The organism is Hydrogenophaga aromaticivorans (assembly GCF_013387465.1).
Taxonomy (GTDB): Bacteria; Pseudomonadota; Gammaproteobacteria; order Burkholderiales; family Burkholderiaceae_C; genus Hydrogenophaga; species Hydrogenophaga aromaticivorans.
In genome coordinates this window covers 20826-33622 of record NZ_VYGV01000006.1, presented here as the reverse complement: position 1 = coordinate 33622, position 12797 = coordinate 20826, and the positions used below count along the sequence as shown (strand labels likewise).

The following is a 12797-nucleotide window of genomic DNA, read 5'->3' as shown; positions in this document are numbered from 1 at the left end:
GAGAAGCTTACCCAAACCCCTCAAGGTTCTCAAGGGCGGTTTGGGGGTGATAGACACAGAGTCGGTCTCTTATAAAAATCTAGAGGGATAAAAGAGACAGGCCACATCGAGGTCACGGCCATCCACGAACCGGCAGCGCCCGCGCAGCGTCCCGCCGCGCGCCGCAAAGCGCCGGTCTCGCTGGACGAATACCTGGCCCGGCGCCAAGGAGGCCGCTCATGACCACCGCCCTGGGCATCGCCGCGGTCACCGCCACCCTGCGCAGCCTGCTGAGCGAGGGGCTGGTGGAGCACAACCTCAGCGGCGTGCTGGGCAGCACCGCCACCGTCAGCGTGCTGCCGCCCGACCGCGTGGTGCCACAGAACGGCACCGAGGCCTCGCAGCTCAACCTGTTCCTGCACCGCGTCAGCGCCAACACCGGCTGGCGCAACGAAGGCCTGCCCAGCCGCGACGCGTCCGGGCGCAACCGCCTGAGCAATGCCCCGCTCGCGCTGGACCTGCACTACCTGCTCTCGGCCTACAGCGCCGGTGATCTGCACGCCGAGATCCTGCTGGGCTACGCCATGCAGTGGCTGCACGAGTCCCCGCTGCTGACCCGCGGCATGATCCGCCAGGCCCTCACGCCCGCGCCCCTGCCCGGCACACCGCTCGAACGCGCGCTGTTCGACTCGGGCCTGGCCGACCAGGTCGAACTGATCAAGATCACGCCCGAGCACCTCGACACCGAGGAGATGTCCAAGCTCTGGACCGCCACCCAAAGCCATCTGCGCCCGACCGCGGCCTACCGCGCCACGGTGGTGCTGATCGAAGCCTCGGAGCCGGTGCGCTCGGCGCTGCCGGTGCTCACCCGCGGTGGGGTGGACCCGGATAGCGGGCGCGAGCGCGGCGTGTCCGTGGAACCCGGCCTGGAGCCCGCGATCCCGACGCTCGAAGCGCTGTCGCCACCCGGCGGGCAGATCGTCGCGCGGCTGGGTGAAACCATCGACCTCACGGGCCACCACCTGGACGGCACCGGACGCACCGTGCTGCTGGGCAACGACCGCTTCGAGAGCGAGCTCAGCCTGCCCGCGCTGGCGGTCGGGGGTGCGGCCCTGGTGCAGTTCAACCTCCCGGTGGCCGACGCCGCGATCTATCCGGTGGGCGTCTACCGCGTCGGCGTGAGCGTGCTGCGCCCGGGCGAGAGCGCCGCGCGCAGCAGCAACCGCCTGGCCATGACGCTGGCGCCGCAGATCACCGGGCTGCCGCTGAACGTGGTGCGCGCGGGCGACGGCAGCGCCAGCTTCACGATCAACTTCCACCCGGCCCTGCGCGCCGGGCAAAGCGTGGTGCTGGTGCTGGGCCAGCAGGAGTACGCGCCACAGACGTTCACCGCGCCCACCACCTCGCTCGACTTCGTGATCGAAGACGCGCCCGTGTCGCCCCCACCCCCACCCGGCCAGCCCCCGGGCCACCTGGCGCGCCTGCGCATCGACGGCATCGACAGCCCCCTCATCGACCGCACAGCCGTGCCGCCGACCTTCCTGAACCAGCGTGTGGTAATCACATGAACGCCCGCGACACCGCCCGTGCCCCCACCGACTGGACCGCGGCCAACCAGCGCCTGCTGTCGGCCGAGTTCGCGCGCATCAAGGCCCGCCTGCGCGGTGAGGACGAGGCGGTCGCACAGGCCCGGATCACGCAATGCCGGCTTGATCTCGACGAAGTGGCGGCCATCGACCAGCTGGTCGAACGCTTCGGCCTTTCGGGCTTCGAGCGCGACACCGTGCTGCTGGCCGCCGGCGTCGAAATGGACAGCGAGATCGGCGCCCTCTGCGCGGGGGCATCGCCCGGCGGCCAGCGCCCCTGGGCCACATTCGGCCTGGCCCTGGCCGTGCTGCCCGATCCGCACTGGAGCGCATTGACCCCGGTGCGGCCCCTGCGCCGCTGGCGCCTGGTCGAACCCACCGACGACGCCTCCCTGGTCAACGCCCGCCTGAAACTGGACGAGCGGGTGCTGCACCACCTGGCCGGCGCCGGCTTCCTGGACACGCGCCTGCAGGCCCTGCTGCAGCCTGTGCAGGTCCCCGCCACGATGGCGCCCCGGCAGCAGACGCTGGCCCAGGCGCTCGCCGCCGCCATCGCCGAGGCAGGTGAGCCCGTTCCGGTGGTGCAACTCTGGGGCAAGGACCGGCACGGCAAGCGCGACATCGCCGCCAGCGCCGCCGCACGGCTCGGCCTGCAGCTCTACGCCATGGCCTGCGAGGACCTGCCCGAATCGGCGCAGGAGCTTGAAGCGCTGGCCGTGCTCTGGCAACGCGAAGCCGCGCTGCTCGACGCCGCGCTGCTGATCGAATGCGGCGAAGCCGCCCCACCCGCACCGGCCCTGCGCTTGGTCGAGCGCATCGGTGGCCTGACGCTGCTGAGCGTGTCCGAGCCGGTGGAGCTCACGCGGCGCGACATCCGCATCGACATTCCCAAGCCCGGGGTGCGCGAGCAGCGGCTCTTGTGGGAACAGGCGCTGGGCGGGCGAGCGCCGCGGTATGGCGCCGCGCTCGACGGCGTGGCCTCGGAGTTCCGGCTGAGCGCGCGCGACATCCACCGCTTGGGCGCCGAACTGCAGCGCGCGGAAGACCTCGCCACCGACCCCGTGGCCACCCTGTGGACGGCCTGCCGCGGGCTGGAGGGGCGGCGCATCGCCGGGCTGGCCCAGCGCATCGAACCCGTGGCCCGCTGGGACGACCTGATCCTGCCCGAGCCACAGAAGGCCACCCTGCGCCAGATCGCCGCCCACCTGCGCCACCGGCCCACGGTGTACGAACAATGGGGTTTCGCGGGCAAGGGCGGGCGCGGCCTGGGCATCTCGGTGCTGTTCGCCGGCGAGAGCGGCACCGGCAAGACCATGGCGGCCGAGGTGCTGGCCCACGAGCTGCACCTGGACCTCTACCGCATCGACCTCTCGGCCGTGGTCAGCAAATACATCGGTGAAACCGAAAAGAACCTGGCCCGCGTGTTTGACGTGGCCGAAGACAGCGGCGTGGTGCTGCTGTTCGACGAGGCCGATGCGCTGTTCGGCAAACGCAGCGAGGTCAAGGACAGCCACGACCGCTACGCCAACATCGAGGTGAGCTACCTGCTGCAGCGCATGGAGGCCTACCGCGGGCTGGCGATCCTCACCACCAACCAGCAAAAGGCGCTGGACACGGCGTTCTCGCGCCGGCTGCGCTTCGTGGTGAATTTCCCGTTCCCGGAGGCCAGCGAGCGCGAAGCCATCTGGCGGCGCATCTTCCCCGGCGCCACGCCCACCGCAGACCTGGACCACGCCAAGCTCGCCCGGCTGCAGATGGCTGGCGGCAACATCCGCAACATCGCGCTCAACGCCGCCTTCCATGCGGCGCAGGACGCACAACCCGTCGGCATGGCGCACGTGCTGCGCGCCGCGCAGTCCGAAGCCAGCAAACGCGAACGCCCGCTGAGCGACGCCGAAACCCGGGGGTGGTCATGAAGCGCGTCGTGCTGCACATCGACCGGCTGGTGCTGCGTGGCTTCGACCGCGAAGACCAGGCCGGCATCGCCGAAGGGTTGCGCGCGGAGCTCGGCCGGCTGCTGGCCACGCCGCAGGCCGCGCAGGCGCTGATGGCGCAACACAGCGTGCCGCGGCTGAAGGTCGCAGCCCTGCGCATCGCGCCGGGGGCACAGGCCACGGCGGTGGGCGAACAGACCGCGCAAGGCATCGTGCGGGGGATGCAATCATGAGTACTGCAGCACCCCTGATAACGAAGGCCGGCAAAACCAGGGCATCCACCCACACCCCGGTGGCGAGCCCGTGGCTGCAGCGCCAGTGCGCTTGCGGCTGCGGTTCGTCCGCCACCACCCCCGCCACGGATCGCCGCGAGGACGGTGCCTCGACCGGCGCCCTGCAGCGCAAGCTCGCCATCGGCGCCAGCAACGACGCGCTGGAGCAGGAGGCCGAACAGGTCGCCCACCAGGTGCTCGCCGCACCGGGCCGACCCCACGCGGGCGCGGTGGCGCCCCGCATCCAGCGCTACAGCGGCAGCGCAGCGCAGGGTGCGGCCGCGGCGCCCGCCAGCGTGGACACCGCACTCGCGGGCTCGGGCCGCGCGCTGGAGCCGGCGCTGCGCCAGGACATGGAACAACGCTTCGGCCACGACTTCTCCCGGGTGCGCGTGCATGCGGACGCGGCGGCACAAACCTCGGCACGGGACGTCAACGCCCACGCCTACACCGTGGGCCGGGACGTGGTGTTCGGCAGCGGCCAGTACGCGCCCGGCACGGCGGCGGGCCGGCACCTGATCGCCCACGAGCTCACCCATGTGGTCCAGCAGACAGGGTCGTCGGGCGAACCGACCGCCGGTTCCGCGCAGACACTGCACCGCTACCGCAGCAAGGGCAAGGACACGATTGCCTTCGAGGGCGCCGACGAGACCCTGAAGGATGCCAAGACCCAGCCCTGGGTGGAACACATCGACATCCAGTTCGACAAAGCCGTGGTGGACGACGGCCACAAGGCCGCGGCCGCTGCGGCCGGCCAGCTGGAGCCGCGCATGCCCACCGGGACCTTGAAGGCCAAATACAGCACGGCATCGTCCAGCGTGCCGGCCGACATCGTGATGCCCATCGCGGGCGGCTCCACCATGCTGGGCGTCGGGCTGACCGACCGCGTCAAGAACTCCAAGGTCTCGCGGCTGGAAGGCCTGGGCTACACCGACTCCGAAAACGTCCGACTCGGCAACCTGACCGATCCCGTGGCCAAGAAGGGCAAAGGCGCGCGCTACTCGGCCAGCGGCGCCGGGACCATGAACTACGCGATCTTCTTCAAGGGCATCCAGGCGATTCACGAAGGCTTGCTCAACACCGGCTCGCACGCCTGCGTGCACGTCGGCACCCGGTCCCTGATCCGCACCCTGAACCACCACACCCGCATCGGCGTGACCACGGTGTCGGTCAGCTACAGCGGCGCGGTGCTGAGCGACCTCTGCTGCCACCGGAAAAAAACCGGCAACACCAGCTGGAACACCAACCCCTGCGGGAGCACCAAATGCCCATGAGCACGGTCGCCCCCCTGCAGGTCGCACCGGCCAAGGCGGCGGGCAAGTCGGTCGCGCGCGGCGTGTTGCAGCGCAAGCTCGCCGTGGGCGCCACCAGCGACCGGCTGGAGCAGGAGGCGGACCGCGCCGCCGACCAGGCGCTGGCCTCACCGCCCCACGCAGCCACCGCACCGGCAGCCCCCCGCCTGCAGCGCGAAGCGACCCACGCCAACGGCGAAACCAGCAGCGCACCCGCGAGCGTGGAGCGCACCCTGGCCCGGCCCGGCATGCCGATGGCGCCAGCACTGCTGCACGGCATGGAGCAGCGCCTGGGCCACGATTTTTCCCGCGTGCGCATCCACACCGACGGCGAGGCCCAGCAATCGGCCCACGACGTGAGCGCCCGGGCCTACACCGTGGGCGAACACATCGCCTTCAACGCCGGGCAGTTCGCGCCCGACACGCGCCAGGGGCAGCGGCTGATCGCGCACGAGCTGGCCCACGTGGTGCAGCAAGGCGCTGCGGCGCCCTGGGTGCAGCGGGAGCTGGACATCGAAGACTTCGATGCGGACGGCTTCGATCTGCCCACGCTGCAGACCTACCTGGCCCAACACGGGCCGGGCAAGATCGAAGACAACATGAACAGCGACGACAAGGCCCGGGCCATCGTCGCGCTGTGGCGCAAGGGCACGCTGACCCTCGACGCCGCTCAGAAGATCCTGCTGATCCAGGAGATGCAGTCGGGCTTCACCGGCAACGACGACGAGCGCGCCATCCTCACCCTGCTGCTCAACAGCAGCCCGGCCGACATCGCCACCATCTTCGCGCCCAAGGGCGGCATCGACCCGGACAACCTGGACGGCGACTTCCACGGCGCAGAAGAAGACGCCCTGCGCGCCTTCTACGACAAGACCTTCGAAGGCGGTCGCAAGGCCGCGCTCGGCGGGTCGCGGGCGCTGCGGCCGGCGAAAGCCGATGAACCGGCGGTAGACGCGCCGGCCCAGGCCGACGCCGAGGTGCAGGGGCCGCCCCGGCAGGACTACGTGTTCATCATGGGCGACGTGAAGAAGGACGCGTTCTACCGCGAGGCCAACCGCTACTTCCGCGCCCACCGGCCCCGGGCCACCTTCGTCACCGACAAGCGCAGCCTGGCGGCGGTGCTCGACCACATCGCGGGCGAGATCACCGACCCCATCGGCAACCTGTACCTGGTCTCGCACGCCAACGAAGACGGCACGCTCAGCTTCGCGCTCGATGGCGACGACAAGGACAAGAAACTCAACGTCACCGAGCTGCGCAAGGCCCTGCACCCGGCGTCCGGGGTGTCGGCGCTGACCCGGGTCGGCAAACAGATCGACGCCCACACGGTGGTGCGCATCAAGGGCTGCGACATCGGCCGCACCAAGGAGATGCTCGAACTGCTGGATGAGGCCTTCGGCGGTGCCGGCACCGTCACCGCGCCCACCCACGAGCAGGTCTACGGCACCGACCCCGAACTCGCCCAGCGCGCGGACGCGGCCTTCCGCTCGGAGGTGGAGGCCAAGTACCCCGAGCCCCCACCGGTGGACAAGACGCTCAAGGGCAAAGCGCTCAAGGACGCCAGGGCCGCGCGCACCAAGGCCGTGGCCGAGCGCAAGGCCGCCATCAAGGCCGAACTCAAGGAGCGCGACGACGAGCGCAAACAGAAGGTGCAGGAGGCCCTGACCTACGAAGCGTTCTCGGGGCCGATGTTCCAGCGCCTGGGCGAACAGCTGTACACGGCGGACGAACTGCTGCCGGAGCTCAAGCGCCTGTACGGACACCTCTCCGAGGCCCGGCACAAGGCGCTGGCCAAGAAGCTGGTGGCCAAGGACCCGCGGTCCAACGCGGTGGCCCTGGCCGACGGCACCTACAAGCAGAAGGGCCAGCGGGTCTACCGCCGCGTCATTCCCCGGACCTTCGTCGAGCCGGCGGACGGCCAGGAGTTTCTGGCTGCGTTCCGCGCAGCGCGCGGCAAGGTACCCAAGGGATTTGTCCCCGGCACCCTGAGTTCAAGGGCTTCCACCGGCGAGGACGGCGAGCCGACGCGCACCTACCGGCTGGACGGCGACCTGCCCAAGGGGGCCACGCAGTACTTCGAGCTGAGCTCAGCCGTGGTGCCCAGCGACGCCGCGTTCGAGCAGACCGCGCGCGCGACGCTGAACAACCCCGACCGCTACCGCTGGGACACCACCCGCAGCCACAACGCCAAGAAGGGCACGACCACGATCAAGGCCACCGCCACGCGGGTGGTGGCCTACCTGCACCACGAGAGCCTGGACGTGTCCGCGCACGAACACTTCAACCGCGCCGAGGGCGACAGCGACTTCTTCGCGCAGTCCACCTTCAAACCCCCGCCGCCACCGAAATGAGCCCCCCATGAGCAGCTTCCCCAACTCCCCCAAGGTTCTCAAAGGCGGTTTGGTGCTGATCGACCCCGAGTCGTCGCGGGTGTTGCGCGTCATCTCGCTGCAGTACAACCCGGAAAAACTCACCCGCAGCCTGCAGGTGCAGGCCGCTGGCGGCGAAGCGGCCAACCGCAGCGAAGCGATGCGCTTCAAGGGGCCGGCCATCGAGACCTTCCGGCTCGATGCCGACATCGACGCGGCCGACCAGCTGGAGTTTCCCGACCAGAACCGCGGCACCGTGGACCACGGCGTGGCGCCCCAGCTGGCCGTGCTCGAAGCGCTGGCGAACCCGGGCAGCGCGCAGTTGCTGGAGGTGCACCGGCAGGCCGATTCCGGCACGCTGGAGATCGCGCCCATGGAGGCCCCGCTGATGCTCTTCGTCTGGGGCAAGAACCGCATCGTGCCGGTGCGGCTGACCGAGTTCTCGATCACCGAAGAGGCCTTCGACCCGGCGCTCAACCCCATCGTCGCCAAGGTCAGCATCGGCCTGCGCGTGCTGTCGGTGGACGACCTCGGCTTCTCCCACAAGGGCGGCAGCCTGTTCATGGCGTATCTGCAGGGCAAGGAGCGGCTCGCCGGCCAGGCGCAGGCGGGCAGCTTCGGCTCTCTGGGCATAGGAGGCATCGGCTGATGGACCCCGTTCAGGCATTCATGCAGGCCCATGCGCTGGCCACCCCGCTGTTCGCGCCCACCAGCCGCTACCACGGCATCGGCTCGGCGCAGACCACCACGCCCGAGGGCACGGTGATCACCTTCGTCAAGCGGCGCTTCGTGCCGCCGCCCGAGCGTTTTTCAACCCTTTCCGAGCACACCGTGGCCAGTGGCGACCGGCTCGACAACCTGGCCGCGCACTATCTCGGCGACCCGCTGCAGTACTGGCGCCTGTGCGACGCCAACGGCGCGATGGACCCGACCGAGCTGACCGCCACCGTGGGCCGCGTGCTGCGCATCACCCTGCCCGAAGGCATTCCGGGAGACAGCGATGCTGGCTAAGGGCATCCAGCTCACCCTGCTGATCGGCCCGGTGATCGCGGTGCCGGCGCCGCGGGTGGTCATGGACGCGCTGGAGAGCGTGGAGGTGCGCAGCTCCGCGGGCAGCGCCAGCGGGTTCACGCTGACCTTCCAGTTCAGCTCGCGCTCCGAGCTCAACACCATCTTCCTGATTGCCGGCGCTCAGAACACCGGGCTGGGCACGCCGCCGCTGCGGGTGATGCTGATCGTCACGCTCAACGGCTCGCCGCAGCCGCTGTTCGACGGCGTCATGACCCATGTGGAGGTGCAGGCCGGCGGCCAGGGTTCGCCCGGCACGGTCACCGTCACCGGCGAAGACCTGACCAAGGTGATGGACACCCAGGACTGGAGCGGCCTGCCGTTTCCGGCCATGCCGATCGAGGCGCGCGTGGCCCTGCTCTGCGCCAAGTACGCACCGTTTGGCCTGATCCCGCTGGTGATCCCGGCGCTGTTCCCCGACGTGCCGATCCCGGTGGACAAGATCCCGGCCCAGCAGGGCACCGATCTGGCCTACATCCGCCAGCTCGCCGAGCAGGTGGGCTATGTGTTCTACATCGAGCCCGGGCCGGCACCGGGCACCAACATCGCCTACTTCGGCCCCGAGATCAAGATCGGCATGCCCCAGCCCGCGCTCAACGTGGACATGGACGCGCTGACCAACGTCGAGAACCTGAGCTTCAACTTCGACCCGACCGCCGGCGTGCTGCCCATCGTGTTCATCCAGAACCAGCTCACCCGCGCGCCCATCCCCATTCCGATCCCCAACCTGAACCCGCTGCAGCCGCCGCTGGGCGTCTTGTCCACGCCGCTGTCGAACCTGACCATGCTCAAGGACACGGCCCGCATGAACCCCATGCAGGCGATCTCGCGTGGCCTGGCTGAGGCCAAGAAGTCGCAGGACTCGGTGACCGCCAGCGGCGAGCTCGACGTGTTGCGCTACGGCCGCCCGCTCAAGTCGCGCGGGCTGGTCGGTGTGCGTGGCGTGGGCCTGGCCTACGACGGCCTGTACTACGTCTCCAGCGTCAAGAGCACGCTCAAGCGCGGCGAGTTCAAGCAGAGCTTCGACCTCAGCCGCAACGGTCTGATCTCCATCACACCGAGGATCCCCGTATGAGCGCCGCCGGGCCGTTCCCAAGGCGCTCAGCCCCGCAGTGCGCAGCACGGAGGGTAGTCCAGTGAGCAACGGCGCGCAGAAGTTCTACGGCAAATACCGCGGCATGGTGATCTCCAACGTCGACCCCCTGCAGCAGGGCCGGCTGATGGTGCAGGTGCCCGACGTGGGCGGCCTGATCCCCGGCACCTGGGCCATGCCCTGCGTGCCGATCGCGGGCATCCAGAACGGCATGTTCGCCCTGCCCATCCCCGGCTCGGGCGTCTGGGTCGAGTTCGAACAGGGTGACCCGGACTTTCCGATCTGGGTCGGCGGCTTCTGGGGCAGCGCGGCCGAAGTGCCCGCGCTGGCCCTGCTCACGCCCCCCGCGGTACCGGCGATCACGCTGCAGACGCCGCTGCAGAACGGCCTGACCATCTCCGACGTGCCCGGCCCCACCGGCGGCATCATGATCAAGAGCACCACCGGCGCGATGCTCATCGTCAACGACACCGGCATCTACATCCAGAACGGCAAGGGCGCGGCCATCACCCTGGTGGGCCCGGTGGTGACCATCAACAACGGCGCCCTCACGGTGACCTGACACCATGCCCGGCCCCCTGCTCCACGTCGGTGCCACCGTGCTCTGTGCCCACGGCGGCACCGCCACGCCCACGGCACCCAACCCGCGCGTGCTGGTCAGCGGCCAGCCCACGGTGGTGATGAGCGCGCCCTACGCCATCGCGGGCTGCCCGTTCAACGTCTCGGGCAGCCCGGTGCCCTGCGTCACCGGGCAGTGGGTGGTGGCCGCGCAGCGCGTGCAGTCCAGCGGCCAGCCCCTGGTGCTGATGGACAGCCAGGCGGTGTGCGTGCCCAACGGCACACCGCTGATGCCGGTGGCCGCACAACCCCGCGTGATCGGGAGCTGAACATGACCCAACGCCTGTTTTTCCCCTACCAGTTCGACGGCCGCGGTCTCACCCGCGAAGCCGACGAGGCGGAATGGATCCGTGGACTGGTCGAGCAGGTGCTGTTCACCGCGCCGGGCGAGCGCGTGATGCGCCCGGACTTCGGCAGCGGCCTGCGCGAGCTGGTGTTCGCCCCCAACAGCCCCGAGCTCGCGGCCACCACCCAGTTCCTGGTGCAGGGCGCGTTGCAGCGCTGGCTCTCGGGCCTGATCACGGTCGAGGCGGTCGAAGTGCGGGCGGTCGACGCCGCGCTCAGCGTCACCGTGCAGTACCTGATACGGCGCAACGCCTCGCGCCAGCGCGAAACCTTCACCCAGGGAGGCCCGCCATGATCTTCCATTGCTGCGATCAGAACCGGCGCGCGGCGGTGGACGCCCACGCCACGCTCAACGGCATCGACTGGCTGGAGGTGCTGGACCTCGACGCCCCCCTGGGCAGCCCGCGCCAGCGCACCCTGCTCGTGCGCCTGCTCAAGCCGGTGCCGGCCGGGCTCACGCGCGAACAGGTCGTGATCGAAGGCGGCGAGCGCATCCGCCGCATCGAGGTTCAGTGGATCGGCGTGGCCAGCGCGCCGCCCGCCGAGGCGAACGCGGCCGAGCAGGCCCTGTTCAGCGCGCTGGCCGAGGCCGACCACGTGCTGCTGGTGCGCACCGACAGCGCGGGCGACTTCTCGCGCTACACCCTGCGGCTCACGCAGGACCCGGCCACGCCCACGCCGCTGCCCGACTTCGACCCCCGGCTCTCCGAGATCGAATTCCGCTTCAAGGTGGAGTGCCCGAGCGACTTTGACTGCCGCACGCCCCCGGGCTGCACCGAGCCCCCGAAGCCGGCCCCCGACATCAACTACCTCGCACGCGACTACGAGAGCCTGCGCCGGCTGGTGATCGACCGCCTGGCGCGCAACATGCCGGGCTGGCGCGACCGCAGCCCGGCAGACCTGGCCACCACGCTGGCCGAACTGATCGCCTACGTGGGTGATCTGCAGCACTACCAGCTCGACGCCGTGGCCACCGAGGCCTACCTGCACACCGCCCGGCGGCGCAGCAGCCTGCGCCGCCACGCCCTGCTGGTGGACTACGCGGTGCACGAGGGCTGCAACGCCCGCGCCTGGCTGCACTTCGACGTCAGCGGTGGCCCCTTCCCCCTGCCCGACGACCTGCGCTGCTACACCCGGGTGGCGGGTGTGCCCCCGCGCATCGTTCCCGACTCGCCCGCCGAGCGCGCCGCGCTGCAGGCCCGGCCCCTGGTGTTCGAGCCGCTGCACGGCGCAACCCTGCGCGAGGCGCACAACAGCTTTCAGTTCCACACCTGGGGCGATGCCCGCTGCTGCCTGCCCCGCGGCGCCACCCGCGCCACGCTGCGCGGCCACTGGCCCGAGCTGCAGGCGGGCGACGTGTTGATCTTCCAGGAACAGCTCGGCCCGCTCAGCGGCGAGCCCGAAGACGCCGACCCCGCCCACCGCCACGCGGTGCGCCTGAGCGCCGTGCGCGCCTTCGATGGCAGCGACCCGCTGACCGACCCGTTGCCCCCCGATCCGGCCGATCCCACCACCCTGACCGAGATCACCGAGATCGCCTGGCACCCGGCCGACGCCCTGCCCTTCGCGCTGTGCATCTCCAGCGAGACCGACAAGGCGCACGGCAGCGTGCTGATCCACGGCGTGAGCATCGCGCTGGGCAACAACGTGCTGGTCGATCACGGCCGGCGCATCGAAGACGAGGCGCTGGGCAGCGTGCCGCAGCCCCGGCTGCACCACCCGGCCGTGCTGGGCAGCGCCTGCCAGCGCGAGACGCCGCAGCCCCTGCCCCCGCGCTACCGGCCCCGGCTGGCCAGTGCGCCGCTCACCCACCAGGGCACGGTGCTCGTGACCCGGGTCGAGAACGGCGTGCGCACCAGCGAACGCCTGCTGTTCGACCCGCAGGACTCGGCCAGCGCCGCCATGCGCTGGCGCACCGCCGACGCGCTGCCCCGGATCGGCCTGACCGCCACGCAGGGCAGCGGCAGCGAGACCTGGAGCCCGCGGCGCGACCTGCTCTCCAGCCGGGCCAGCGACCCCCACTTCGTGATCGAAGCCGAGGACGACGGCAGCGCGCGCCTGCGCTTCGGTGACGACCTGCACGGCCGCCGCCCCGACAGCGGCACCGCCTTCAGCGCCCACTACCGCGTGGGCAACGGGCCGCAGGGCAACGTGGGCGCGCAGGCCATCGCCCACGTGGTGACCACCCAGGGCGGCATCAACGCGGTGGTCAACCCCATGCCCGCGCGCGGCGGCGTGGCG

The 12797-nt window shown here is 70.6% G+C and carries 12 protein-coding genes; all 12 read left to right on the top strand.

Features of this window, described 5'->3' with window-relative positions; all coding sequences use genetic code 11:
- Nucleotides 1–218: 218 nt before the first annotated feature.
- Nucleotides 219–1547 carry a Pvc16 family protein gene (locus F3K02_RS04510; protein ID WP_177133765.1) on the top strand — a complete coding sequence of 443 codons (1329 nt, stop codon included), beginning with the start codon at nucleotides 219–221 and terminating at the stop codon, nucleotides 1545–1547.
- Nucleotides 1544–3481, top strand: coding sequence for an ATP-binding protein (locus F3K02_RS04505; protein ID WP_177133763.1), 1938 nt, complete (start codon nucleotides 1544–1546; stop codon nucleotides 3479–3481). Before F3K02_RS04510 ends, F3K02_RS04505 begins: the two co-directional genes overlap by 4 nt.
- The gene (locus F3K02_RS04500) at nucleotides 3478–3732 is read left to right on the top strand and encodes a hypothetical protein (protein WP_177133762.1); all 255 of its coding nucleotides are present in this window, start codon (nucleotides 3478–3480) and stop codon (nucleotides 3730–3732) included. The genes F3K02_RS04505 and F3K02_RS04500 overlap by 4 nt, the downstream gene beginning before the upstream one ends.
- Entirely contained in the window at nucleotides 3729–5045 is a 1317-nt protein-coding gene (locus tag F3K02_RS04495; RefSeq protein WP_177133760.1) for an eCIS core domain-containing protein, read from the top strand. Before F3K02_RS04500 ends, F3K02_RS04495 begins: the two co-directional genes overlap by 4 nt.
- Nucleotides 5042–7414 carry an eCIS core domain-containing protein gene (locus F3K02_RS04490; protein WP_246309177.1) on the top strand — a complete coding sequence of 791 codons (2373 nt, stop codon included), beginning with the start codon at nucleotides 5042–5044 and terminating at the stop codon, nucleotides 7412–7414. Before F3K02_RS04495 ends, F3K02_RS04490 begins: the two co-directional genes overlap by 4 nt.
- Before the next feature lie 7 nt (nucleotides 7415–7421).
- Complete coding sequence (locus tag F3K02_RS04485) at nucleotides 7422–8081, top strand: hypothetical protein (protein ID WP_177133758.1); 660 nt, start codon at nucleotides 7422–7424, stop codon at nucleotides 8079–8081.
- Nucleotides 8081–8443 carry a LysM peptidoglycan-binding domain-containing protein gene (locus F3K02_RS04480; protein ID WP_177133756.1) on the top strand — a complete coding sequence of 121 codons (363 nt, stop codon included), beginning with the start codon at nucleotides 8081–8083 and terminating at the stop codon, nucleotides 8441–8443. The genes F3K02_RS04485 and F3K02_RS04480 overlap by 1 nt, the downstream gene beginning before the upstream one ends.
- Nucleotides 8433–9575: a hypothetical protein gene (locus F3K02_RS04475; protein WP_177133754.1), complete on the top strand. Its 1143-nt coding sequence runs from the start codon at nucleotides 8433–8435 to the stop codon at nucleotides 9573–9575. Before F3K02_RS04480 ends, F3K02_RS04475 begins: the two co-directional genes overlap by 11 nt.
- 61 nt (nucleotides 9576–9636) lie before the next feature.
- Nucleotides 9637–10155: a phage baseplate assembly protein V gene (locus F3K02_RS04470; RefSeq protein WP_343066988.1), complete on the top strand. Its 519-nt coding sequence runs from the start codon at nucleotides 9637–9639 to the stop codon at nucleotides 10153–10155.
- Nucleotides 10156–10159: 4 nt separating this feature from the next.
- Nucleotides 10160–10480, top strand: a complete 321-nt coding sequence (locus tag F3K02_RS04465; RefSeq protein WP_177133752.1) for a hypothetical protein — start codon at nucleotides 10160–10162, stop codon at nucleotides 10478–10480.
- Between the two features lie 2 nt (nucleotides 10481–10482).
- On the top strand, nucleotides 10483–10851 hold the full coding sequence (locus tag F3K02_RS04460; RefSeq protein WP_177133750.1) for a GPW/gp25 family protein: 369 nt from the start codon (nucleotides 10483–10485) through the stop codon (nucleotides 10849–10851).
- A partial coding sequence (locus F3K02_RS04455) for a baseplate J/gp47 family protein (RefSeq protein ID WP_177133748.1) occupies nucleotides 10848–12797 on the top strand: 1950 nt, incomplete at its 3' end. The genes F3K02_RS04460 and F3K02_RS04455, both read left to right, overlap by 4 nt.